The organism is Enterobacter sp. CFEC122, assembly GCF_052983755.1.
Genome location: NZ_JBRIQR010000018.1, coordinates 36,528 through 58,936 on the forward strand (window position 1 = coordinate 36,528; position 22,409 = coordinate 58,936).

General features: G+C 65.1%; 23 protein-coding genes. 8 read left to right on the forward strand and 15 right to left on the reverse strand.

Annotation, left to right across the window (positions count from 1 at the left end):
• Positions 1-10: 10 nt before the first annotated feature.
• The 7 genes from ACVCAM_RS14265 to ACVCAM_RS14295 all read left to right on the forward strand — a co-directional run bounded on the left by ACVCAM_RS14265 (position 11) and on the right by ACVCAM_RS14295 (position 7,864).
• Positions 11-3,115 carry an efflux RND transporter permease subunit gene (locus ACVCAM_RS14265; protein ID WP_003092293.1) on the forward strand — a complete coding sequence of 1,035 codons (3,105 nt, stop codon included), beginning with the start codon at positions 11-13 and terminating at the stop codon, positions 3,113-3,115.
• 80 nt (positions 3,116-3,195) lie between these two features.
• Positions 3,196-3,543, forward strand: coding sequence for a DMT family transporter (locus ACVCAM_RS14270; RefSeq protein ID WP_038421338.1), 348 nt, complete (start codon positions 3,196-3,198; stop codon positions 3,541-3,543).
• Between the two features lie 15 nt (positions 3,544-3,558).
• Positions 3,559-4,179, forward strand: coding sequence for a DUF3313 family protein (locus ACVCAM_RS14275; RefSeq protein WP_000837791.1), 621 nt, complete (start codon positions 3,559-3,561; stop codon positions 4,177-4,179).
• On the forward strand, positions 4,176-5,333 hold the full coding sequence (locus tag ACVCAM_RS14280; RefSeq protein WP_000063629.1) for an MlaE family ABC transporter permease: 1,158 nt from the start codon (positions 4,176-4,178) through the stop codon (positions 5,331-5,333). The genes ACVCAM_RS14275 and ACVCAM_RS14280 overlap by 4 nt, the downstream gene beginning before the upstream one ends.
• A 5-nt stretch (positions 5,334-5,338) precedes the next feature.
• Positions 5,339-6,151 carry an ABC transporter ATP-binding protein gene (locus ACVCAM_RS14285; RefSeq protein WP_024944155.1) on the forward strand — a complete coding sequence of 271 codons (813 nt, stop codon included), beginning with the start codon at positions 5,339-5,341 and terminating at the stop codon, positions 6,149-6,151.
• A 91-nt stretch (positions 6,152-6,242) separates the two neighbouring features.
• Entirely contained in the window at positions 6,243-7,172 is a 930-nt protein-coding gene (locus ACVCAM_RS14290; protein ID WP_000433686.1) for an MlaD family protein, read from the forward strand.
• Between the two features lie 92 nt (positions 7,173-7,264).
• A complete protein-coding gene (locus ACVCAM_RS14295; protein ID WP_003124411.1) occupies positions 7,265-7,864 on the forward strand; it encodes an ABC-type transport auxiliary lipoprotein family protein in 600 nt (199 codons plus the stop codon).
• A 66-nt stretch (positions 7,865-7,930) separates the two neighbouring features.
• Here the strand turns inward: ACVCAM_RS14295 and ACVCAM_RS14300 are convergent, their stop codons facing one another.
• The 9 genes from ACVCAM_RS14300 to ACVCAM_RS14340 form a co-directional block, all read right to left on the reverse strand.
• Positions 7,931-9,934: a relaxase/mobilization nuclease domain-containing protein gene (locus ACVCAM_RS14300; protein WP_000132148.1), complete on the reverse strand. Its 2,004-nt coding sequence runs from the start codon at positions 9,932-9,934 to the stop codon at positions 7,931-7,933.
• A 448-nt stretch (positions 9,935-10,382) separates the two neighbouring features.
• On the reverse strand, positions 10,383-10,982 hold the full coding sequence (locus ACVCAM_RS14305; RefSeq protein WP_058172889.1) for a S26 family signal peptidase: 600 nt from the start codon (positions 10,980-10,982) through the stop codon (positions 10,383-10,385).
• The gene (locus ACVCAM_RS14310; protein WP_058172888.1) at positions 10,979-11,536 is read right to left on the reverse strand and encodes a DUF2840 domain-containing protein; all 558 of its coding nucleotides are present in this window, start codon (positions 11,534-11,536) and stop codon (positions 10,979-10,981) included. The genes ACVCAM_RS14305 and ACVCAM_RS14310 overlap by 4 nt, the downstream gene beginning before the upstream one ends.
• A complete protein-coding gene (locus ACVCAM_RS14315; RefSeq protein ID WP_058172887.1) occupies positions 11,533-11,796 on the reverse strand; it encodes a hypothetical protein in 264 nt (87 codons plus the stop codon). Before ACVCAM_RS14315 ends, ACVCAM_RS14310 begins: the two co-directional genes overlap by 4 nt.
• Positions 11,793-12,431, reverse strand: coding sequence for a ParA family partition ATPase (gene parA / locus ACVCAM_RS14320; protein ID WP_054471175.1), 639 nt, complete (start codon positions 12,429-12,431; stop codon positions 11,793-11,795). The genes ACVCAM_RS14315 and parA overlap by 4 nt, the downstream gene beginning before the upstream one ends.
• Before the next feature lie 241 nt (positions 12,432-12,672).
• On the reverse strand, positions 12,673-13,530 hold the full coding sequence (locus tag ACVCAM_RS14325; RefSeq protein WP_447093615.1) for a replication initiator protein A: 858 nt from the start codon (positions 13,528-13,530) through the stop codon (positions 12,673-12,675).
• Positions 13,531-13,556: 26 nt separating this feature from the next.
• Complete coding sequence (locus ACVCAM_RS14330) at positions 13,557-13,841, reverse strand: helix-turn-helix transcriptional regulator (protein WP_011657225.1); 285 nt, start codon at positions 13,839-13,841, stop codon at positions 13,557-13,559.
• Between the two features lie 75 nt (positions 13,842-13,916).
• Positions 13,917-14,714, reverse strand: a complete 798-nt coding sequence (locus ACVCAM_RS14335) for a DUF2285 domain-containing protein (protein WP_058172885.1) — start codon at positions 14,712-14,714, stop codon at positions 13,917-13,919.
• A 338-nt stretch (positions 14,715-15,052) separates the two neighbouring features.
• Positions 15,053-15,403 (reverse strand): DUF2958 domain-containing protein, encoded by a 351-nt coding sequence (locus tag ACVCAM_RS14340; RefSeq protein ID WP_049583889.1) that lies wholly within the window; start codon positions 15,401-15,403, stop codon positions 15,053-15,055.
• A 279-nt stretch (positions 15,404-15,682) separates the two neighbouring features.
• Between ACVCAM_RS14340 and ACVCAM_RS14345 the strand changes: the two genes are divergently transcribed.
• Positions 15,683-16,015 carry a helix-turn-helix domain-containing protein gene (locus ACVCAM_RS14345; protein WP_227634364.1) on the forward strand — a complete coding sequence of 111 codons (333 nt, stop codon included), beginning with the start codon at positions 15,683-15,685 and terminating at the stop codon, positions 16,013-16,015.
• A 70-nt stretch (positions 16,016-16,085) separates the two neighbouring features.
• Here the strand turns inward: ACVCAM_RS14345 and ACVCAM_RS14350 are convergent, their stop codons facing one another.
• The 6 genes from ACVCAM_RS14350 to radC all read right to left on the reverse strand — a co-directional run bounded on the left by ACVCAM_RS14350 (position 16,086) and on the right by radC (position 22,165).
• Positions 16,086-16,400: a DUF736 domain-containing protein gene (locus tag ACVCAM_RS14350; RefSeq protein ID WP_058172884.1), complete on the reverse strand. Its 315-nt coding sequence runs from the start codon at positions 16,398-16,400 to the stop codon at positions 16,086-16,088.
• 681 nt (positions 16,401-17,081) lie between these two features.
• Positions 17,082-17,291: a hypothetical protein gene (locus ACVCAM_RS14355; protein WP_058172883.1), complete on the reverse strand. Its 210-nt coding sequence runs from the start codon at positions 17,289-17,291 to the stop codon at positions 17,082-17,084.
• Positions 17,292-17,354: 63 nt separating this feature from the next.
• Positions 17,355-19,403, reverse strand: a complete 2,049-nt coding sequence (locus ACVCAM_RS14360; protein ID WP_058172882.1) for a ParB/RepB/Spo0J family partition protein — start codon at positions 19,401-19,403, stop codon at positions 17,355-17,357.
• A gap of 79 nt (positions 19,404-19,482) precedes the next feature.
• Positions 19,483-20,310: a DUF932 domain-containing protein gene (locus ACVCAM_RS14365; protein ID WP_058172881.1), complete on the reverse strand. Its 828-nt coding sequence runs from the start codon at positions 20,308-20,310 to the stop codon at positions 19,483-19,485.
• A 713-nt stretch (positions 20,311-21,023) separates the two neighbouring features.
• Positions 21,024-21,416 (reverse strand): hypothetical protein, encoded by a 393-nt coding sequence (locus ACVCAM_RS14370; protein WP_058172880.1) that lies wholly within the window; start codon positions 21,414-21,416, stop codon positions 21,024-21,026.
• 278 nt (positions 21,417-21,694) lie between these two features.
• A complete protein-coding gene (radC, locus tag ACVCAM_RS14375; RefSeq protein WP_447093617.1) occupies positions 21,695-22,165 on the reverse strand; it encodes a RadC family protein in 471 nt (156 codons plus the stop codon).
• Positions 22,166-22,409 lie beyond the last annotated feature (244 nt).

Here is a 22,409-nt window from a genome sequence, read left to right on the forward strand (position 1 = left end):
TTACTTCATCATGAAGATCACCGAGATGGCGCTGCGCGCCAGTCGACTTACCTACTTTGTAGCGCTCATCATTTTCGTCGCCGGCATCGCGACCTTCCTGAATTTTCCTTCTCAGGAGGAGCCGACTGTCACGGTCCGCGATGCGATGGTCACGGCGTTGAACCCGGGGCTGCCCGCCGAACGCGTTGAGCAACTCATTGCCCGGCCGATCGAGGAGCGCTTGCGCGAACTGGCAGAGGTCAAGCGCGTGACGAGCACCGTGCGCGCAGGCAGCGCCATGATCCAGGTCACGATCTGGGACCGCTACACCGACTTGGCACCGATCTGGCAGCGCGTCCGGGCCAAGGTCGCCGATTCGAAGGATGCCTTACCACAGAGCACGATGGGGCCTTTCGTCGACGAAGACTTCGGCCGCGTCGCGGTTGCCTCGATTGCGGTCACTGCACCAGGTTACTCCATGAGCGAGATGCGCGTCGCGCTCAAGCAGATGCGCGACCGCCTGTACACCGTGCCTGGTATTGAGCGCATCACTTTCTACGGCCTGCAGGAAGAGCGCGTCTATCTCGAATTCGATCGGCCTAGGCTCGCGCGATTGGAGCTGACACCACAGGGGGTGATCGACCAACTCGTCAAACAGAACGTCGTCGCTTCGGGTGGACAAATTGTTGTCGGCGGCATCAATGCAACCTTGGCGGTCAGTGGCGAAGTGCGTGACGCTCCCTCCCTGCGAGCAATGCCGATCGCGCTGCCACGACCGCAAAGTAGTACGGCGCCCGTGCCGACGATCGCATTGGGTGAACTGGCGCAGGTGAGTGTGCGGCCAGCCGATCCGCCGGAATCTGCTGCCATCTACAAAGGCCAGCCCGCTGTCGTCATGGCGGTTTCGATGGCCTCCGGTCAGAACGTGGAGCAGTTCGGAAAAGCGCTCAAAGCACGGGTTGCAGACCAGGAGAAGCTGCTGCCGGCGGGTTTCGATCTGTCATACGTCACTTTCCAGGCCGATGTCGTCAAGCACGAGATGGGCAAAATGAACCACGTCATGATGGAGACGATCATCGTCGTCCTCGGTGTCGTCGTGCTATTTCTCGGTTGGCGCACCGGGATCATCGTGGGCATGATCGTGCCGTTGACGATCCTCAGTGCACTCATCGTCATGCGCGCGATGAACATCGAGCTTCAGAACGTCTCGATGGGCGCCATCATCATTGCGCTCGGCTTGTTGGTGGACAACGGCATTGTGATTGCCGAAGACATCGAACGCCGCCTGGCCGGTGGCGAAGATCGTAAGCATGCCTGCCTCGAGGCGGGCCGCACGCTCGCCATTCCGCTGCTCACGTCCTCGCTCGTGATCGTGATCGTGTTCTCGCCGTTCTTTTTTGGCCAGAACGCCACGAGCGAGTATCTGCACAATCTCGTGGTCGTGCTGGCACTGACGTTGTTCGCTTCGTGGCTGCTGTGCCTGACTGTCACGCCCCTATTGTGCTACCACTTCGCCAAACCCCATCACAAGCAGGAGCAGGGCGACGCCTATGACACCCGCTTCTACCGTGGCTACCGGCGCGTACTGGAGTGGGTGCTCCACCATAAGGCGGTCTATGTAGCGTCGATGATCGCGGCGCTTGCCATTGCGCTGTATGGCTTCACCACCCTGCCGTACGATTTCATGCCCAAGTCCGACCGGCTTCAGTTCCAGATTCCGGTGCAGCTCGCCCCCGGTACCGACTCGCGCGAAACGCTCGCCCGCGTGAAGCAGATCAGTGGTTGGCTGGGCGACACGAACATCAATCCAGAAGTCTCCGATCACATCGGCTACGTCGCCGATGGTGGCCCGCGCTTCATCCTTAGCCTGAATCCACCACTGCCGGCATCGAACATCGCGTACTTCGTTGTCACATTGAAGCCGAAGAGCGACATCGACGCCGTCCTCGCCCGCACCCGCAGCTACTTTGCGCAAGCACATGGCGACGTGCGCGCCGAGCCCAAGCGTTTCTCGCTCGGTGCGACCGAGTCAGGGACTGCCATTTATCGCGTCAGCGGTCCGGATGAGGAGGTATTGTTGGGGGCCGCGTCCAAAATCGAAGCAGCGCTGCGCAAGCTGCCCGGCACCATCAACGTCAAGAACGATTGGGATACGCGCGTTGGCCGCATCGACGTACGGGTCGACCAGGACCGCGCGCGTCGGGCGGGCGTGACGACTGAAGACATCGCTGGCGGGCTGGATGTCCGCTACAGCGGCAGATCGATCTCGGTTATTCGCGACGGTGACACCTCCGTCCCGATCGTCCTGCGCAGTATCGTAAGCGAGCGTCGCAGCACGGCAGACGTAGGCGCGACGCTCATCTATCCCACCAACGGCGGTCCAGCGGTGACGCTGGCTCAGGTCGCAGACGTATCGCTCGCGAGCGAGCCCTCGGTCATCCAACGGCGCAATCTCATCCGCACGATCACCGTGCAAGGACAGAACACCTCTTACACCGCCCAGGAGATCATCAACCGCCTGGCGCCTAGCGTCGCTGCCCTGGACCTGCCCGCGGGCTACTCGGTTGAACTTGGCGGCGAGATCGAGGAAGCCGCCGAATCGAACGCCGCGCTGTCGACCTACATGCCCCTCGCATTTCTGGCGATGCTGATGCTGTTCGTATGGCAGTTCAATTCTTTCCGCAAGCTCGGTGTGATCCTCGCGACGATCCCTTTCACGCTTATCGGCGTGGTATTGGCTCTGAAGCTGACCGGCACACCTTTCAGCTTCATGGCGACCTTCGGCGTACTGGCCCTGTTCGGGATCATTGTCAACAACGCCGTGCTCTTGCTGGAACGCATCGACCAGGGGCTAGCGGAAGGCCTGCCACGCCATGAAGCCTTGGTTGGGGCCGCGATACAACGGCTTCGTCCAATCGTGATGACCAAGGTCACCTGCATTTCGGGACTGGTGCCACTCATGCTCTTCTCCGGACCATTATGGAAAGGGATGGCGATCGCGATGATCGGTGGGCTGGCACTCGGAACGCTGGTGACGTTGGGCTTGATTCCGCTGCTTTACGAAGTCCTGTTTGGAATCAAGCGAATTGGGCCGTGGAACCTGAGTGTCGCCACCGCGCATGGAGATCGCTCATGAGTCTCTTGCGAGCCGCCGCGTGCTGCGCATTCTCAGAATTCGTATGCACCCACGCTTCATGCGTATGTCTCGCTAGGCTTATGCGATTCAGCACCCATCCGCTGATCTGGAAATCCTGGTCGATTGTCATTGCCGCAGGGGTTCTAGGAGCGGGCTATCCACTGGGCCTGCGGGCCATCACGGCGGGCGGTCCGATGCGCTGGGTCGGCCTCTGTGTGGCAGTGACGTGCATGGCGGCCAGCGGCGCACTTTTGTGGTTCGCGCTCAAGCGGATTCCGATCAGCGCGGCCTCTGCAGCCTGGGCAGGAATCGGGCTACTTGGAAACTTGGGCGTCGGCGCCCTCCTACTAGGCGATGTCGCATCGGTAACGCGCTGGTCTGGCACCGCCCTCATCGCAGCAGGCATTGCCTGTCTTAGTTTCGTTTGATCAAGGAGACCCATTATGAAGAGCAAAACTGCATTGATCCGCGGCGGCATCTTTTTTTGCGTAGCAGGCGCGCTCTCTGGATGCGCGACCAACAGCATGACGCGCTCCGGATTTCTCGGCGACTACGAGAAGTTATCGCCGACACGATACGAGAACGTACTGATGTACCGCGCAGCGGGATTCGAGCCCAAGCGTTATGCCGCTGTCGTGGTGGAAGAAGCGCAGATCAAGACCGCCTCGGGTCGCATCGATGGGCTCGATGACGCGCAGCAGCGCGAAGTGCTAGACCATGTGACGAGCGAACTGAAACGCCAGGAAGGCAAAAGTCCCGCCCCCCCAGGTGGCGCGGGACAGGTTCGGGTGCGTGTAGCGGTCACCGAACTGCAGACACCGAATCGGGCAGTCAATGCAATGACGACCCTGCTGGTTGGACCCGTGACGACGGGTGGTGCCAGCCTAGAGTTCGAAGCAGTCGATTTAAGGACGGGACGCCGGGTTGCTGCCGCCAGTTGCTTCGAGCGCGGCAACGTCATTAAAGAGTTCGCCGGTTCGTACACATTGCTGGGTCATGCCAAAGCGGCGATCACGAACTGCATCGAGCGCATCGACAGCGCTTGGCGGGACACGCAGCCATGAGCAACGCTTCACAGGCTTGGCTCCGGCAGGATGCCATGGTCGGCGGTGATCACAAATGGCTGGCGGGTGGCGACTGGACGATAGAGCACTACGCCAGTCTGGCAAAATCCGTGTCCGCCGCCCGCATCAGTCATGCCGAGGGGTACGCCACTCCCTTACTCGACTGGACGCAAGTCCAGAGACTGGACACCGCCGGCGCGGCTCTGCTGGTGGAAATTCTCGGGCCAGACTCGATACTCGACCGGCCGGAGGCAGCTCCAAATCTGTCCTCGGATCGCCTCGCCCTAATGAGAGCGCTGGCCGCCGCTGCTACCGATCAGCAGAAGACGGAGAAAGCAGCGGTGAGCGGGAATCCTCTGCTCCGCGGTCTGGGACGCATAGGCCTGACCTTGGAACAGGGCTGTCGTGCGTGTCTTGGTCTGGCCGGGTTCGTGGGCCAGATCATCGAAACATGGAGCCGTACCGTTCGTCACCCGCGTCGCTGGCGCGCGACCTCGGTGATCGCTCAAATCCAGCGATCAGCGGTGGACGCCATTCCCATCGTGGCGCTACTGAGCTTCATGGTAGGAATGGTGGTGGCGTTCCTGGGAGCAACGGTGCTGGCCAACTTCGGTGCGAGCATCTTCTCGGTGCATCTGGTCGCCTTCTCGTTCATGCGCGAGTTCGGAGTGCTGCTCCCGGCCATATTGATTGCAGGCCGTACCGCAAGCGCGTACACCGCCCAAATCGGTTCGATGAAGGCAAATGAAGAGATCGATGCGCTTCGCTCCAACGCGCTCGACCCCATCGAGTTACTGGTGCTGCCACGCGTGCTGGCGCTTCTTGTGTCCTTGCCACTGCTCACCTTAGTAGGCATCTTGGCTGGCATTGCGGGCGGCGCCACCGTATGCGCACTGAGCTTGGAAATTCCTCCCGCACAGTTCCTTGCCATCGTGCAGGAAAAAATCGAGGTGCGCCATTTTCTTGTCGGAATGAGCAAGTCCCCGCTCTTCGCGGTGATGATCGCCGCTATCGGCTGCCATGAAGGGTTCAAGGTCGCCGGTAGCGCTGAGTCGGTAGGCGACCACACGACGTCTAGTGTCGTGCAATCAATCTTCATGGTGATCCTGATAGACGCCATCGCTGCACTGTTCTTCATGGAGATGGGCTGGTGAGCGCGGTGAAGCAAGACACCGACAACGGTGTGCGACACGCTATTGAAGTGCGCGGCCTGGACAACAGGTTTGGAACCCAGCAGGTCCATCAGGACCTAGACCTGGACGTGCGGCGCGGGGAAATCCTTGGCGTGGTGGGAGGGTCAGGCACCGGGAAATCCGTGCTCTTGCGTAGCGTCGTCGGGCTGCAGAAGCCGCATTCGGGCGTGGTCCGTATCGGGGGGCGCGACCTACTGCGAGCCCAATGGCTTGCGCGCGCGCGTATGGAGCGAAGGTTCGGCATTCTGTTCCAGAAGGGCGCGTTGTATTCATCGCTGACCGTCTTGGAGAACGTCGCTCTTCCTTTGATCGAGCATGTCGGTCTGGCGCGGCCTCTTGCCGAGCGTTTGGCAAGAAGCAAGCTGGGCTTGGTGGGGTTGCCTGCCGGAGCGGGAGACAAGTATCCGGCCTCGTTGTCCGGAGGCATGGTGAAACGAGCAGCACTGGCGAGAGCCTTGGCGCTTGATGCGAACATCCTGTTTCTTGACGAACCCACCGCAGGACTGGATCCAATCGGGGCTGCATCTTTCGACCAATTGATTCTGACCCTGCGCAATGCACTGGGCCTCACGGTGTTTCTGGTAACCCACGACCTCGATACGCTGTACACCATATGCGACCGTGTCGCGGTCCTGGCGAACCAGAAGGTACTCATCAACGACGGCATCGAGGCAGTCGAGCGCTTCAAGCACCCGTGGATACAGGAATACTTTCACGGCCCCCGTGGCCGTGCGGCCGCACAGGCCACTGGTGCTTCCAGCCAAGAGACGCAGCCATGAAACCCCTCCGCATCTGCATCATTCTTCCGTCGCGCACGCATTGGGCTGGGCGCACGCAATATTTAAACTCTGAGAACGAGGTGGTCTGATCATGGAACCACGTGCCCATCATGTATTCATTGGTCTGTTCGTCGTGCTGCTCGGTGCGATTGGTATTGGCTTCGCGCTTTGGCTCAGCGACACACGTTCCGACCACGATTACCAGTATTACCGGATTATGTTCGATGAGCCAGTGACCGGGCTTACGCCCGGCAGCCAGGTTCAGTACAGCGGAATCACGATTGGCGAAGTCGTTGCACTTTCTCTTTCACCGCGAGACCCAAGGCGGGCGATAGCGCGCGTACGCATCAATGCCACCATCCCGGTCCGGCAGGATACCCGCGCTGAATTGGTCATCACGGGAATTACCGGCAACGCGGTGATCGAGTTGAGCGACGGTGGGCCAAACGTGCCATTGCTGGATCGGAGAGAGGACGAGGAACCGTTGATCCTCGCACCACGTTCGGCGATGGCATCCCTGGTCTCCGGTGAGGGGAACAGCATGACGACACTCAACGGCATCTTGCTGCGCACGCAGGAGTTACTGTCGAAGGAGAATTTGGCTCTTGTGCACCGCAGTCTGGTGAATCTTGAACAGACCACGGGCGCGGTCGCTGACCAGAGGGCCGAGATCGCGACGTTAATCAGCAATCTGACCGAAGCAAGCAGAGAATCGACAGCTGCCGTGCGCCAAGCAAATAGCACTCTTCGCGATGCCAACCTGCTACTAAATAACGATGGTAAGCAAATCATGGTGAACACGCGTGATGCAACGGCATCCCTCGAACGCGCCGCTTTCAGGGTTGAGACGCTACTGCAAAACAATCAGGAATCGCTGAACCAGGGCTTGGCCGCCACAGGTCCTGCCATGCACGAACTCCAGCAGGCGCTGGCCAATCTAAACACCGTGCTGCGCCGACTGGATCGCAATCCGGCGCAATACCTGCTCGGTGGAGAGAACATTGAGGAAACCAAGCCGTGAACACTTCCGCCAGGATGATTCCCGTCGCTGCCGTGACTATGACGCTAGTACTCGGCTTGTCCGCGTGCAGTGTGCTTCCCAAAGCAGCTCCAATGGTCACCTACAAATTGCCCGACTATCACATCGCCCAGGCGGAGAGTACGCCGCGCGCCGTTCCGGGACCCGGGGCGCTGCGCGTCTACGCCCCTGAGAGTAGTCGCGTCCTGGATTCGGAGCGGCTGTTCATTGCGCAGCCCGATGGTCGCTTGTCGGCTTGGCAAGGAGTGCGTTGGGCCGACCCCGCACCGGTGCTGCTGCGTGACCGAATCGTCGAAGCCTTCATGCGCGATGGGCGGTCGACTTCCGTGATTACCGATAGCACCCCAATGAGCGCCGATATGGAGTTGCGCAGTACGCTGCGGGCGTTCCAGCTCGAATACCGCGGCACTGAAGCGATCGCCGCGGTTCGGCTCGATGTGCAACTGGTCGATCCGGCCAAACGGACTGCTATTGCCAGTAGACGCTTCGAAGCAATCCAAGCCACAGGCAGCAAGCGAGAGGCCGATGTGGTGAGCGCGTTCGGTGTCGCCACGGATATATTGGCCGGGCAGATCGTTGAATGGGCAGTTCAGGTCGGGGCAGCGCGTTTGCGAGTTGCACCGGAATTGGCAAGCAACCATGCACCCACAGCGTCGTCGATAAGCACAGACTAGTCGTCTTAACGGAGCACAGAAGCTAGGGCCAAAACGCTGCTCGACACCTTAACTCGGTACGACAGCCTACGGCCCCGATCCAATCCCAGGACCTCTTTGCCGTCCAACCTCCCATGACACACCGCCGCCGCGTACAGTCGCGGCGATCTGCTGCCCCAGTCGTGGCTCGATTATCGGCCGCCAAGGCACCAGACTGAATCCCATGCCGTCATCGAGCAGCGCATAGCGACCGCTGGCGAGCATGACCGAGCGCCGGTAGATGCCGGCTACGCGCTGCCCGTCTGTGACGTGCCGATGCTCCAATCCGCTATCGGCGGCAATGTGCTGGGCGGCCTGCGCCAGCTCCCGATTGCGCAGCGTTTCCAGCAGATTCCGGGAGAGAATCAGCCGCTGCCCGCGCCGCTGGGCCAGCCCCTGTTCTTCGAGGAAGTCGGCGCGCTGCTGCAAGGCTTGCCTAGCATCGCCGCCAAAGCCCAGGTCGCCCAGTCCCTTGCCGCCGCCGATCAACTGCTGATCCAGCCAGGTCGCGCCGATGACGCGGGCCTGCCGTTCAATCGGCAGATGCGATTTCAGTTCGACCGCCACGCCGCCCAGCCGCTGCGCGTCGTACTGGCGGCCACGCTCGGCCAAGTCGTCCGGCACCTTCCATAACCCCTCGGCCACGCGCTCCACGATGCCGGCCCGCCGTAGGGCTTCCAGCCGGCGGATATGGGCCGCCACAGCCTCTTGCGGGTCGCGGCCGGGCTTGGCTCGGCCTTGCTCGATCGCCAGGTGGTGATCGGTGCGGTACAGGCCATTGCTCGCCAGCGTGGCGATGTTCTTGTCGGCCGCCCGCACCTCGGCGGAACCGCGTACCTCCACCACCGCGCCGATGGGATAGTTCGCCAGCTCGTCGCGGGCGTCCAACGCGACGTAGTGGGCTTTGCCGTCCAACCCGTCGATGACCAGATAGCCGCGGTCGTGCAGCTCGTCGGCCAGACCCTTAGCAGCCACGCGACCGACGATAGTGCGGCCGTCGTCGCCCGGCTCGAACACCGCCAGCTCGCGAGGCTTGCCGCTCATGGCCCGCTGCATCGTTCGGATGATGTCGCCACGCTCGCCCAGGGCACGCAAGGTCTTCTCCGCGTCCGCATGGACGGCCCAGGTGCCGGGCTGCACCTCGTCGGCCAGGCCCAGGCGCTGCAAGTGTTGCAGGCGGCCGATCAGCAGCAGGCGCTGGCGTTGCAGCCGGGGTTCGTTGAAGCGTTCGATCTGCACCCGGCCATCCTCGCCGGCCTCGCGCTGCAACGTGCGGTCGAGGCTCGTCCACCGCTCTTGCTCCACCTCGCGCTGCAAGGTCTGCTGGATCTCCAGTTCGGTGCGCGGCCCCAGCCATTCCGTCGCCAGCTCGGCGGCGCGATGGCGGAAGCCGTGGGCGATGTAGTCGCCCGCGATGATGAGGTCTTTGCCGGTATCGTCGCGTCCGCGCACGATCAGGTGCGTGTGCGGGTTGTCGGTGTTCCAGTGATCGACCGCCACCCAATCCAGCCGCGTCCCCAGGTCGGCCTCCATCCGGTTCATCAGGTGCCGGGTGTAGGTGCGCAGGTCGTCCAGCTCCGCACTGTCTTCAGGTGAGACGATGAAGCGGAAATGATGTCGGTCGTCCTGGCAGCGTTCCTTGAAGGCATCGAGGTCGGCTTCGTCGGTCTGCGGCCCGTAGGCACGGCCCGGCTCGCCGTTCCGGCCGGCACCGTCGCGCTCGATGTAGCGCAGGTGCTTGGCGAGCGACTGCGGACTGGCGTTGCGCTGGTTGACCAGCAGCGTCTTGATGGTCACGCGCCGTGACATAGGGGTCAGCTTTGCGCCTGCGAAGCGCGCCGCCGTATGGCCGCGTCCAAGCCGTGAGCCGGGCCGCTGGCCGGCGTGCTGGCCGCTCCCGCCAGCGGTAGGACGGCGCACCGCCGACTTGCCGCCGCTGGCCTTGCCAGCCTGCTTGAGCACCTTGGAAACGAAGCTCTGGCCCTGGCCTTTGCCTCGGTTCTTCGGCGCGCCAGGGCGCACCCAGAAATCATGGTCGCCGCGGTCGGTCATGGCTGTGCTCCCTGCAAGCTCCGGCGTGTCCGAGCGTGCGAAGCACGCGGACATGCCTGCATCGGCGCGTGCCTCGCGCCCCACGCGGCACGGCGGCGAAGCCGCGCCGTGCCGCGCCACCCCCACGTGCAGACTGGCTTTGCGGGCGGCAGAGTGCCGAACCCTTTTGTCTTGCCTTCCGCCTTTGCCCCTCGCTGTCGCTCCGGGCGTCGGCGGCCCGGCGGCGCTGCGCTGCTCGCAGCCAGCCCGCCGGCGAACGCGCCAATGGCCGCAGGCCGGGCGCGTTCGAGGCAAGACGCCTGCACGCTGGACGGCTGCGCCGGATGTTGCGCGAGGCGCGGCGCGAATGCGCCCGCGCTGCACGCGCGACGACACGGCGGCAGCCACTGGAACGACATGCCCGATGGCACGATGAGAGGCACGGCAACGTGCAGCGAATCGACGGCCATCATGGGCGTGTCTCCAGCCAGACCGGATGCGCGACGCCGATCACGGCTGATGCGCTGACCGGGCCGAAATAGCGGCTGTCGAACGACGCCGGATTGGTCACGCTCAACAGGAACAGCTCGCCCGGTTCGAGGCGGCGGCAAAGCTGCAAGGATGGCAGCGGCCGGCCCAGCCGGTCGGCAGGCAGCGCGGCGGCCGCAGGCACGCCGTCGATGCGTACCTGCCCGGCGACGATGCAAACGTGTTGCGGCGCGACCGCGCCCACACGTTTGAGCAGCGGAACGCGCGTCGGCAGGTAGCCGCGCTGCGCAGCCAGCATGGCGGCCCTGTCGGGCAGCGGCACCAGCACGATGCTGTCCACGGACAGCGGACGTGGCAGCGAGGCGGTGCGCGGGTCGAACGGTTCGATGCGATACCAGCCGACCGCCACGCTGTCGGACGGGTTGTAGGTCAGACGCGGCAGCGGCGACACGAAAGCCGCCCAGGCCAGCGCAGCGAGGCCGACGGCGGCGAAGCCCGCCAGCACGATGCGAACGCGCAGGCGCGAGCGAGGATGCGGCGCGGCTTCGGGCGTGCGCGCGGTGGTGGATTGAGTCGTCATGGCAGCGCCCTTCCGGCCAGCCAGGCGGCGTGCCGCTCGGCGGTGTATTCGGGCAGCGCCAGGCGGGCCGCCAGACGGTTGCCCAGCGTGCGCCAGTACGCGGGCGACACGTCGATGGCGGCGATGCCTTGCCCTTCGATGCCGTCGATGCGTTCCAGCACGGCACGCACCGCGTTTTCGCCTTCGGCGTGCAGCAGCAGGCGTGCGCCCGGCCGCACGCCGGGGATGCGCTGCATGTCGTCCAGCGGCGTGGCGGCTTGCATCACCATGAGCTGCCAGCGGATCGTGCCGTAGTCGTTTGCCTCCCAGCGCACGCGGCAGAACATTGCACGCGGCAGGAACACCGCGCAGCGCCGCCAGCGGTCGAGTCGCAGCGTGCGCGCCGGTTCGCCGAAACGCAGGTAGAGCTTGAAGCGCGGTTCGATGTAGGCGAGCGATACGCGAGTCAGCGGCACGCTGCCAGCCTGGCCGGCAAGCGTCGAAAGCGAAGGCGGCGCAGCAGCAGCCGGTGCAGCCGTTGCCGCGCCAGCGACAGGCGAAGCGGATGCAGTCATGGCGTGTTCTCCCTGCGGTGTTCTGGAAACTCGCGCTCCAGCAGTCCGCGCAGCAGATCGGCCACGGTCACGCCTTGGCCGAAGGCGGCGATCTTGATGCGAGCGCGCATCGCGGGCGTCACGTCGAGGGTCAGGCGGGCCGTGTAGAGGTCGCCCTTGTTGAGCGCATCGGCATCGCCCTGGCGAATCCACGCCTCGGCGTGCGGATTCGCGGGCGGACGCGCGCCGATGCCGACGCGCTTGCTGCGCGGGCTGCTCATGTGGGCCACCGCAGCAGTTCATCGGTGAGCACGGCGATCTCGCGTGCGGCGGCGCTTTCGGGCGCCGTCTCGCGGGCGAGCCGGCCAGCGGCCACGCTGTCGGCGAAGACGATGCGCTGGCGCACTTCGCTGCGCAGCGCCGGCAGCGGCTGTTCGGCCAGCGATTGCCGCGCTTCCCGGCCGATGATGGTGGTGCTGACGCGCCGATTGATGACGAAGGCCGCGCGCAGCGCAGGCCGGAACACCTGTGCCTCGCGGATCAGCGCCACCATCTCGGCGCTGGCCCACAGGTCATACGGGCTGGGCTGCACGGGAATCAGCACGCGCTCGGCCGCCAGCAGCGCGGAACGCGCCAGGGCGGCGATGCGTGGCGGGCCGTCGATGATGACGTGATCGGCGCGACGGGCCAGCTCCGGCGCTTCCTGATGCAGCGTTTCGCGGGCAAGGCCCACGGCGCTGAATAGCCGTGGCAAGCCTTGCTGGCTTCTGCGCTGCGTCCAGTCCAGCGAGGAACCCTGCGGGTCGGCATCCAGCAGGATGACGTGCAGGCCGCGCATCGCCAGCTCGCCCGCGATGTGGGTGGCGAGCGTGGTCTTGCCGACGCCGCCTTTCTGGTTGAGAAACGCGAAGATCATGGCGCGGCCCTCCCTGCTGGAAAGCCGGCCTGGCCGTGCCGTTTCGCGGTTGTCCACCGAAACGGCGCGCTTCTACTAAAAGTTAGAGATTTATAGTTAGGTAAGTTAGAGGGGACGCAAACCCTCGCCGTTACTGGCTTTGCGGCGTTTTCGTACTCCTGATAGCACGAGGGTCGTACTCCCGATAGCACGATACCCGGTACTCCTGATAGCACGAGGCCGTCCACACCTTTTCCCGCAGTTATCCCCGTGCCGTGGACGGCACGGGCCGGAAGGTCAGCAGTTCCAGCCTTTCGCCCGGCATCGGCTCGATGCCCAGGACGTAGCCGGGCAGCGACTGCCGCGCGACCAGCACGCGCAGGTCGTAGGCGAAATCCGAGAAGCGCGCCGTGCTGCCGGACTTGCGGTGCAGGTGCCGGAAGTCGAATTGCCAGCCGTGTTCCTGCCGCCCGCCGTGCTTGCGCACCAGGCGGTACAGCCAGCGTTCGATGCCGCCCTTCAAGCGGAAATAGGCCGGGTCGATGGTCAGCACCAGGGCGGCGTCGAGCACGCCGGCATAGAACCAGTCCGGCAGGATCAGCTCGATGCCCAGCGGCGTGCCGCTGGCGTCGGCCAGCTCGCGCCATTCGTTCACCCACGAAAAGCGGTGCAGACGCCGCCCGGTGGTTTCGCGGATGGAAGTCGCCACGCTGGTCGATTGCAGCCGGTCGAGCGCGGCTTTCAGGCGCTGGTAGTCGTTGAGGGACGTGCCGCGCCCGATGAAGCGCAGGATTTCGTAGGGCGTGGCGTGTATCAAGCGCGACGGGCGAATGCCTGCGTCGCGCGCCTCCACGATCTGCGAGGCCGCCCAAATCAACACATCGGCATCCCATATCGTGGCGATGCCGTGCTCGGCCGTGCCTTCCACGCGGATGGTGATGTTCCCGCTGCGGAAGTCGGTCGGCGCGACGCGCCGCGACTTCGCCAGCGAGAAGAACGGAAAGGCCATCAAGTCCTGGCTGTCGCGCGGCGCCATGTCGTCGCCCGGCAGCGCGCGGAACAGGTCGAGCTGTTCCCGCTGCTGTGATCGCTGCCCCGGCGGCAGCGATGGGCTGGACATGACGATGGCCACCGGCGAGCCGACGATCAGCGGCCATCACGGTAGTCGCCCGCGTGACGCTCGGCATATTCCGGGTCGGACGTGGCCTCGTAGCTGCGCTGGTCGGCCCAGGCATCGAGGTCGGACACCGCGTACATGACGCGGCGGCCGAACTTGCGGAACTTCGGGCCGCCGCCGATCACGCGCTGTTTCTCCAGCGTGCGCGGCGACAGCCGCAGGTACTCGGCGGCTTCGTCGTTGGTCAGATAGCGTTGGGGCTGCACGGGCGCAGCGACAGCAGCGGCGGCAGGCCGCAAGGGAGCGGGTCGCATGGGATGTACCTCCATCAAGCCCGGCCACACCACGCGGCCGGATGGAGGCACTTTCAAGAAAGCAAGGCTTCCTGCTCAGGGACGTTTTGCAGGGGATGCAGAACGTCCCTCCCTGAGCGGCGGAAGCTGTGCAAGGCGGCGATAGCCGCCGCGCATCAGCGTATCGCCTCGGCGTACCAGCCGGCGAACGCGGGCGCGCAAGGCGCTGTCGGCGTACCAGTCGTCGGCCACGGCATCGACGCCGAACAGCCCTTCGGCCACGTCGCGCAGGGACGCACCCGCGAGGGTGCCGTCGAGCGCCTGGAGCGTGTTCAACTCCAGCAGGGCAGCGGCTGCCGGCCGCGACCGTGCCGTTCCCGCTGGCGCTGCATCGCCAGCAGCGGCCAGCTTGTCCAGTTCGGCCGCCAGCGCCTGATAGCGTCCGCAGGATGCGGCGCAGGCGCGGATGGCATAGGCGTAGGCCATGCCATCGGCCAGGCCGGGAGCGATCACCAGCCGCAGGCAGCATCCCGGCCAGCGTGTCAGCAGCACCAGGCGCTTGCCGTCGTGGATCAGGTGCTTCTGGCCGGGAAGGCGCCAGAACGCGAAGGCCACCGCGTCGGGCGGCGGGTCGGCGTCCGGGTAGAGCTGCACCACCGCATCGTGATCGGGGAACCAGGCCGGATGCGCGTCGCGCGCATCCAGGGCGGGATCTTCCAGCAGGCGCAATCCCCAGCGCGCGGCGGCCTCTGGCCGGCGGCGCCGGCGCAGCCAGTCGCGGCGGTAGTCAGGGTGGCGACGCAGGTATTCCCACGCCAGCGCGGGGCCGTCGAGGTGCAGCGTGTAGAGATACGCGGCGGTCGGATACCAGTGTTCGGCGCTCGGGTCAGCCATGACGCGGCCTCCTGTCATTCAGCAGGAACGTCGCCACGGATTCCGGCGTGCAGGAGCTATCGGGCCGCCATCAAGTCGTCATCGAAATCGGGATAAGCTGTAACTGCTGGCGTCAAGACTGATTCGCTCCAGGGCATTGCGGAAATCGTCTGAATGCGACGGCTGCGCCGCCACGAAAATGGCGCGCAGCATGGAGCACCGTGCAGCAGCCCGCACCAAAGATCATGACTGTTTGCATCAGAAGCGCACCGCTTCGGTGCAAGAGTATGGATTCAGACCAATCAGGTCTTGGGTAAGACTGAAATAGTCAGAATGCACTGTCGTTGGCTGGGGGTTGGTCAGTCGGTGATCGAGCCGTTTTCTTCGGCCAGCCGCAGGTACTCCGATAGCCGCCGCACGGGCTGGAAGTAGCGATCACGCATCACCGGCTGCTTGCGCGGCCCGACGATGGACGCCAGATCGGACAGCTTCACATAGCCCAGGCCGGGCATGCCTATTCCCAGGTCGATCAGCCCCCATGCCGTGTCGCCATCGGCCGGATCGAGTGCGGCCAGCAGCCAGGTGGCGTGCGCGTCAGGGGTGAACAGTCGCAGCACTGGCATCGGGTCGATGCTCCGGCCGTCGGCGCGGCACGCGCCAACGGCGAGCAGTTGCGCTCGCTGTTCAGCGGTGACAAGCGGCTGGGTCATGGCCCGAATCCCCACGCATCCGAGGATGCACGGATACGATTTTCCACCGAAGCGCGGAACCGCCGAAGCGGATGCGTGCTTTGGCGGGAAATCACGAAGGCGCAAGCCATCGAATCCGTACATGCACGGAAACGCAGAAGCGGAATTACGCAGGCCAAGAAAGACACGGATGCGGTTCCCCGATTCTGTCGGAATCCGCCCATGCGGATTTCCGTAAAAGCACGAAAGCGGTTCGGCCAACAGGAATGAACACTTTAGATTGTAGCCCTATTGGGTGCAATGGGCTGTCATCTTGGTTTTTACGGGGAAACCAAGTTGGTGACAGCGAAACACTCATTGGCGACGGCAATACGGACGATCAGGAAAGCGCGTGGCTTGAGCCAGGAAGCGTTCTCCGACGTGTCCAGCCGCACCTACATGAGTTCGCTGGAGCGCGACTTGAAAAGCCCGACCATGCACAAGCTGACCGAGCTATGCGAGGTCATGGACGTGCATCCGTTGACGTTGCTGACGCTGGCCTATGCCGGCGACAGCACGCGCAAGGCCGATCAGCTTCTGGCGCAGGTGCGCCAGGAGCTTGAGGCGGTGTTGAAGGAACGCGACACGCCGTAGGCGCGTGCGTGACGTGCTGCGCCAGCAGCACGGCGCCCCGCCGCAATGGGCGGGGCGCGGTGGGCGGGCGTCAGGCCGCCTTGGGCTTGCTGCGCGACCAGATCAGGTCGTGCGTGCCTTCCTCGTTCTCGATCAGGCGGGCATAGACCGTCGCCGGGAACGAAGGATCGTCGAGGGATACGGACACGTAGGGCCGCCCGGCTTCGCTGGTCTTCTTCCACGCCGCGCCGATGTCGTGGCCGGCCGCCTGAAGGCGGAAGTCGGGGGCGTTCTCGGTGTCGCCCTTATCGTTGGGAATGAGCTTGACCTTGACGTTCAGGGTCAGGGTGCGGAGCTGGCCGGTGAAGCCGTCTTTCTCTGCGGTGAAGGTGCCGATGTTAGCCATGATGTTTCTCCTTTCGGGTTGAACAAGGTCGCGCCAGTGCGTCCTTGTTGTGATCCGGCCGGCGGGGGATGGGCTGGCCGCACCGCGCAGCGGTCGCAACACCGTGGAGAGCCTGGAAGCGAAAAGAATTTGTCCCGCGAGGAATGCGCGCAGCGCAGGGGAAATTGTTTTCGCTGCAAGGTTGCGGCCATGAAGCCCAAGGCGCAGCCGCTCCCTCGCCAGGATTCACGACAAGCCAAGGACGCACGGGCCGCCCGCTCCCGAATGGAGAGATGGCCGACTCGGCATCCCCGCGTGACGGCTTCACCGGCCTGCGCCCTGACGCGGGCAAGGCCAATACCCCAACGACGAGCGAGAACGCTCCTTGCCGCAGATTGCGACGACGTGGTTGAGGCGTGGCGTGGATGCTCCATAGCGAAGCCGGGTGGCGTGTCGGTAAACCGTCCTTCGTGAGGTACAGGCGCGAACCGCCAGCGTCGAGGACGGCACGCTTTGGCACAACCTGCCGCAGCAAGCCGGGGCGTAGCCCCACAAGCCCCGCCCATTGCGGCGGGGCGCCATCGAAACCTTGCCCGCGCCAGCGGGCGCCGATCGCCGTACCGCGTGCAACGCACTTGCACGTCCGCCACGTCGCCGCCTGGTCGAAGGCGGCGACGTGGCGATTTTGCTTTTGGCCGCTCGTTATTCCTTGGTTTCGATGATCCACCACACGGTACGCGGCAAGGCGCGGCCCGTGATGGGGTGAATGTCGGTGAGGTCGGCGCGGGCCGACCAGCCCGAGGGTGGGCGGTAGCCGCGCACGTCGCCTTCGCCGTGCCAGCGGCGGGCGCGTACTGCGCCGGGCGCATAGGTCGCCGCCATGCGCGGGCGGTTGGTGGTGGTGCGGGTCATGGGGGCTTCTCCTTCAAGCGAAGCGCCCCGGTCGAGTGCCGGGGCGCTTGCCTTCGGCGCGGGTCAAGCAGCCAGCGCCTCGGCGGGTTCATCCGCCATTGCCTCGGCATCCTCCGGGGCGTCCTGCGCCTGCGTTCCCTGCGGCGCAGCTTCCGGGCCTTCGGCCTTGAAGATGGCAGGCATCCAGCCCGTACCATCGGCCAGCCGTTCCGCCTCGCTGGCAATGTCGGCCTTCTTCAACTTTGCCAGCCGGGCAGCGTGCGACGGTGCGAACGCGCCCACGGCTTCCAGAATCGCGGCCTTCGGCACATGCTGGAAATACCCGTCTGCGGTGGGCTGCCACCATGCGGCCATGTCCAGCCCCACAGCCTGCGCCAGTTCCGCGCCCGGCTGGTGTGCCGTGGCGCGAGGCGTCACCACGTCCACGGTCGCCGCCACGCATACCGCCAGCACCCGCACCAGTTCGCCTTGCTCCATCGCCAGCAGCGCGGCGAACAGTTCGGCGCTGTCCTGCGGCAGCGCTTCGCCCGCGACCTGCTGCAACTCGCGCAGGGCGACGGCGGCGGGCGATTCGGGCCAGTCGGGGGCCATGCCTTCCAGCCGGTCTTGCACTTTCAGGCTCACGCCCAGCGGCAAGTCGTGGCCGTAGTGGTTGTTCTGCAAGACGCTCTGCACCATGCCATGCACCAGCGCGGCCAGCGCGACTTGCGGATGCCGGGCGACTTCGATTTGCAGCGCGGCGGTGCGGTGCGCGCTCAAGCGCTGCGCCAGCCGGTCGGACAGGCTCGCGGCCTTGGGCTGCTCGGCGTCCTCGCCTTCGTCGTCGTTCCCGGCTTCGCCCTCCGCGCTGCCGAACCCCTGCCGCAAGCGTTCCAGCGTGCGCAGCGCCTTGGCTTCGGCCTCACGCAGCAGCCCGCGATGAATCACGGCTTCGCCGCTGCGGTCGAGGGTGACGATGGCACCGGCCACGGCGCGCACGTCCGGGGCGTAGCCCTGCAAGGCTTCCTCCACGGCTTGCAGTTCCCCGGCGACCTGTTCGCGGCGCGGTTCCAGCGCTTCGGTCTTGTCCTCGTCCTCGGCGTCGTAGGCGTCTTCCAGTTCGGCGTCGATCTTGTCGAGGCGGGTTTGCAGCGATGCGATGCGGCGGGCTTCGCGGGCGTTCGGTTCGCGGCGCTGGCGCGGCGCGTTCTGGAACGCCTGCCGCTCGGCATAGCTCATGTGCGGCACGGCTTCCACCCACGCCCAACCCTCGGCGCGCACGTCCCCGGCCAGTGCATCCAGCTTGCCACGCACCAGCGATTCCAGCAGCGCGGCGTCGGTCAGGTAGGTTCCGGCATCGCCTTCCGCGAACAGGTCGCGGCGGATACCGCCGCCCGCCGCCGTGTAGGCGTCCAGCCCGGCGAAGCGCACCAGCGGATGCGTGGCGTCGATTTCGCGTTCGGTCAGGCGTTCGCGCAGCGCGGATGCGCCACGCTGCCATTCGGGCGCACCGTAGAACGCGCTTTCCTGCGCGGCGTGGTCGTCGGTGATGGTCAGGGCCATCAACTGTTCCAGGGTGACGGCTCCGGCCCGGTAGTCGGCCAGCAGGCGCGGTGAGACGTTGGCCAGCTTCAAGCGGCGCTGCACCACCAGCGGGGACACGCCGAAGTCGGCAGCAATGTCTTCGATGGGGCGGCCTTCCTTGACCAGTGCGGCGAACGCCTCGAACTGGTCGGCCGGGTGCATCTGCTCGCGCAGCAGGTTTTCCGCGAGGCTGACGGTACGGGCCGAAGCGTCCGGCACCAGCAGGCAAGGCACCTCAAAGTCGGCGGCGATGCGCTTCTTCTTCGCCAGCAGCTTCAACGCGGTCAGTCGGCGGTCGCCGGCCACCACTTCGTATTGCTCGCCATCAGCGGCAAGGATGACGACGAGATTTTGCAGCAGGCCGATGCGGGCGATGCTCGCGGCCAGTTCAGGAATGGACAGGCGCGGGGTCTTGCGTGCGTTGCGCTTGGAACGGCGCGGCAGCAACTGCGAGAGCGAAACCAAAATCAGGTTCTTGGTCGGGTCGGCCACTTCCAGCGGTACGGCGGTTTCGATGGCGCGGGTTTCGGTTTGGGTAACGGCGTTCATGGTGATAACTCCTTGCGGTTAGGGATGCAGCAGCGAGAGAAGCGGCAAGGGCTGCTGCCTGCCCCTGCCGCGTGGGGGTTCAGGCTTTCAACTGGCGCATGCCATCGGCCAGCAGCCAAAGCGCACGGTTGAGGCGGATGTTTTGGTCGATGCCCTGCACCGGGCGGGTTTGCTGGCGGCGTCCGTTGGCGCTGCGCCCGCGCAGGCCGCCTTGGGTCAGGTTCTCTTGCGTGCGGTTGAACACGCTCCACAAGTCCGGGCGGCGGTCATCAAAGCGGCGCGGCATCAGGATTTGCGATTCCGTGATGGGCGCGGGCTTGTCGGGGTCGTCGTACTTGAGGGCCAGCGCGGCGCGGGCGAACACTTCGGATTCGCCATCGTTCAAGGTGATGGCGCGCATGGAATCGCGGGATTCCTGCACGCGATCGAAGCCGCTCAACACTTCGTAAGCGCCTTCGATGACCAGTCCGGCCACGTCGCCTTTGTGGGGCACGCGCACGTCTGCCACGGTGTCGCCGCAGACAAGACCGTTGCTGCACACGAACCGGAACATTCCGGCGAGCATCTGATAGCTGCTCGTGCCGTCGTGGGAATTGAGCAGCACGATTTCATTGGCTTCCGCGCCGTTGATCTGGCTTGCATGGCGCAGGCGCAGCATGTGTTTGGTGTGTTCGCGCTTGCCTTCGTCGCGCACGCGGGTCTGGCACGCCATGAAGGGCTGGAAGCCTTCTTTGCGAAGCTCGGCCAACACGGCGGCGGTGGGGATATAGGCATACCGCTCGGAACGGCTTTCGTGCGGGGCGTCCGCGAAGATGGACGGCGCGACCGTGCGGATTTGATCGTCGGACAGCGGGTAATCGCTGCGCAGCGAAGGGGAACGGGAAGCGAATCGGGATGCGAGTTGCATGGCATTTCTCCTGACGAAAAGGGTTTGCTGTTCAAACCGCACACCGGATTCCTAGATTCGGAAGCCCAGCCTTTCGGCTGTTTGGTGCGGTCGGCACGAGGAACCCGGTTGGCCCTGTTGCCACCGTCTTTCCTGAGTTCATCGCCCAGCGGCCAAGGAGCGCGCGGACGGGGGCCGTCAAGGAGGCAAGCGCAGGGTTGGTGCGGCCCGCAGGCGCAGCCGAGGACACGGCCCTGAGCGCCTTGACGGCACACGGGAGCGGGCTACGGTCGCGGGCAAGGTGATGAAGTCAGGGGAGACGGCTGGACAAGGCAACGGCCATCCCTATGTGCTGACCGCACGGCAAGCGAAGCGCGCAGGCCCGAAGCTGGAAGCCGGGCCGTAGGCGTCAGCCGAGCGGAGCGAGGGAACGATGGAAGCCCGAAGGGGCGAGACGCCGCAGGCGGCTCGATGCGAAGCACGACAGCGCGACCGGCCATGTTTCTTGGCCGGGGACGCCCATGCAGTCGTGGAGATGCAGCGTGGATCTTCTGTGGTGGACAAACAGCCTTTGCGGCATTGGTATTGCCGATCCGGCGCAGCCGGTTCGGCTGCATCGAGGAGCGCCAAGCATCGCGCGGCGCCGCAGGCGCGAAGAAGCCGGCAACAGGCGCAGCAGAAAAAAAGGTGCGCCGCCCCCGCAGGGACGACGCACCGAAGGCAGCGCGGCGCGATCAGCTCGCCGCCGGCGCCGTCATCGACTGCAACTGCTCGATCACGCCCGGCTCAACGAACACGCAAGCCTGCTCGTCCGCGATCGGCACGTTGAACACCTGCGCGAACACCGTGCGCCGCAGATGGGCCAGCCGGCCCGTGCGGTACGCCTGCTCGGGCTTCATGCGGCCACCAGCCTGCGAGCCGCTGCGCTGCGGATCGCATTCGACCAACGCGACGAAGCCATCGTCGGACAGCTTCTGATGCTCGGGGCACAGGCCCCAGCCGGTCGCCGTGTGGCGCCCCATGCTCGCGCGCAGGCGCTTGTCCAGCAGGATGGCGCCGGTATCGAACGCCGCGCCGCAGACCAGGCAAACGTGCTGTTCGAGGGAAACGTGTGATTTGTCGTTCATGACGATCTCCGGTTGCACGGGCGGAATTGCCCGGAACCGTCGCCCTCACGGCGCAGCGCAGCAGTCAGGGGTCGAAGACGGCCGCCAGGACGCAAGCGCGCAAGGCGCGCGCAGCCCTTGCACGGCGAGAACGCCGTGATACGGTGAAGGGAACAGCAAGACCGCCACCAACGCGATACACCCACACCTGCCGTTGGCAAGTGCGCAGCACGCGCAGGCCCGCGAGGGCCGGAGCTGCGCCACCGGGCGCAGCAAAAAGGGGGCCGAAGCCCCCTCGATCAGATCAAGCCACGTTCGGCGAAAGACGTGGTGGTGCCGCCCGCCACGATGATGTGATCCAACGTGCGAACGTCCACCAGCGCCAGCGCCTGCCGAAGCTGCGAGGTCATTGCCCTGTCGGCCGCGCTCGGCTCGGGGTTCCCGCTCGGGTGATTGTGCGAAATGATGACCGCCGCCGCGTTGAGCCGCAGCGCCTCCTTCACCACTTCGCGCGGATGAACCTCCGCGCTGTCGATCGTGCCGCGGAACATCTCGGCATAGTCGATCAGCCGATGGCGCGTATCGAGGAACAACACCGCGAAGACTTCGTGCTCGAAGCCGGCCAGCTTGGCGCGCAGGTAGTCCTTGACCGCCGCCGGCGAAGTGAACTCGTCACCGCGCTGCATCTTCTGGTCGATGACCTGGCGCGCGGCTTCGAGAATCTGGTCGGCCGATGCCTGACGGTAGCGCCCGCGCGAGTCACGCAGCATCAACGGGGAATCGAAGGAAGGAATGGACAGTTGCGACATGATCGTGCTCCGGTTGCTCGGGCGGAATTGCCCGGAACCGTCGCCAGCACGGCGCAGCGCAAGCCGTCACAGGGGCGAAGACGGCCACGGCCGCAAGCGTGCGAGCACGCGCAGCCCTTTACGGCGAGAACGCCGTGGTAGGGTGAAAGGGAACAGCAAGACCGCCTACACCCGCCCACTGCCCACACCCGCCTTTGTGCAAGCG

What these genes read in the sequence shown, in the direction of transcription:
- ACVCAM_RS14265 (WP_003092293.1), top strand. Translation starts at nt 11, where the DNA reads ATGAAGATCACCGAGATGGCGCTGCGCGCCAGTCGACTTACCTACTTT.
- ACVCAM_RS14270 (WP_038421338.1), top strand. Translation starts at nt 3,196, where the DNA reads ATGCGATTCAGCACCCATCCGCTGATCTGGAAATCCTGGTCGATTGTC.
- ACVCAM_RS14275 (WP_000837791.1), top strand. Translation starts at nt 3,559, where the DNA reads ATGAAGAGCAAAACTGCATTGATCCGCGGCGGCATCTTTTTTTGCGTA.
- ACVCAM_RS14280 (WP_000063629.1), top strand. Translation starts at nt 4,176, where the DNA reads ATGAGCAACGCTTCACAGGCTTGGCTCCGGCAGGATGCCATGGTCGGC.
- ACVCAM_RS14290 (WP_000433686.1), top strand. Translation starts at nt 6,243, where the DNA reads ATGGAACCACGTGCCCATCATGTATTCATTGGTCTGTTCGTCGTGCTG.
- ACVCAM_RS14295 (WP_003124411.1), top strand. Translation starts at nt 7,265, where the DNA reads ATGGTCACCTACAAATTGCCCGACTATCACATCGCCCAGGCGGAGAGT.
- ACVCAM_RS14300 (WP_000132148.1), bottom strand. Translation starts at nt 9,934, where the DNA reads ATGACCGACCGCGGCGACCATGATTTCTGGGTGCGCCCTGGCGCGCCG.
- ACVCAM_RS14305 (WP_058172889.1), bottom strand. Translation starts at nt 10,982, where the DNA reads ATGACGACTCAATCCACCACCGCGCGCACGCCCGAAGCCGCGCCGCAT.
- ACVCAM_RS14310 (WP_058172888.1), bottom strand. Translation starts at nt 11,536, where the DNA reads ATGACTGCATCCGCTTCGCCTGTCGCTGGCGCGGCAACGGCTGCACCG.
- ACVCAM_RS14315 (WP_058172887.1), bottom strand. Translation starts at nt 11,796, where the DNA reads ATGAGCAGCCCGCGCAGCAAGCGCGTCGGCATCGGCGCGCGTCCGCCC.
- parA (WP_054471175.1), bottom strand. Translation starts at nt 12,431, where the DNA reads ATGATCTTCGCGTTTCTCAACCAGAAAGGCGGCGTCGGCAAGACCACG.
- ACVCAM_RS14325 (WP_447093615.1), bottom strand. Translation starts at nt 13,530, where the DNA reads ATGTCCAGCCCATCGCTGCCGCCGGGGCAGCGATCACAGCAGCGGGAA.
- ACVCAM_RS14330 (WP_011657225.1), bottom strand. Translation starts at nt 13,841, where the DNA reads ATGCGACCCGCTCCCTTGCGGCCTGCCGCCGCTGCTGTCGCTGCGCCC.
- ACVCAM_RS14335 (WP_058172885.1), bottom strand. Translation starts at nt 14,714, where the DNA reads ATGGCTGACCCGAGCGCCGAACACTGGTATCCGACCGCCGCGTATCTC.
- ACVCAM_RS14340 (WP_049583889.1), bottom strand. Translation starts at nt 15,403, where the DNA reads ATGACCCAGCCGCTTGTCACCGCTGAACAGCGAGCGCAACTGCTCGCC.
- ACVCAM_RS14345 (WP_227634364.1), top strand. Translation starts at nt 15,683, where the DNA reads ATGGGCTGTCATCTTGGTTTTTACGGGGAAACCAAGTTGGTGACAGCG.
- ACVCAM_RS14350 (WP_058172884.1), bottom strand. Translation starts at nt 16,400, where the DNA reads ATGGCTAACATCGGCACCTTCACCGCAGAGAAAGACGGCTTCACCGGC.
- ACVCAM_RS14355 (WP_058172883.1), bottom strand. Translation starts at nt 17,291, where the DNA reads ATGACCCGCACCACCACCAACCGCCCGCGCATGGCGGCGACCTATGCG.
- ACVCAM_RS14360 (WP_058172882.1), bottom strand. Translation starts at nt 19,403, where the DNA reads ATGAACGCCGTTACCCAAACCGAAACCCGCGCCATCGAAACCGCCGTA.
- ACVCAM_RS14365 (WP_058172881.1), bottom strand. Translation starts at nt 20,310, where the DNA reads ATGCAACTCGCATCCCGATTCGCTTCCCGTTCCCCTTCGCTGCGCAGC.
- ACVCAM_RS14370 (WP_058172880.1), bottom strand. Translation starts at nt 21,416, where the DNA reads ATGAACGACAAATCACACGTTTCCCTCGAACAGCACGTTTGCCTGGTC.
- radC (WP_447093617.1), bottom strand. Translation starts at nt 22,165, where the DNA reads ATGCTGCGTGACTCGCGCGGGCGCTACCGTCAGGCATCGGCCGACCAG.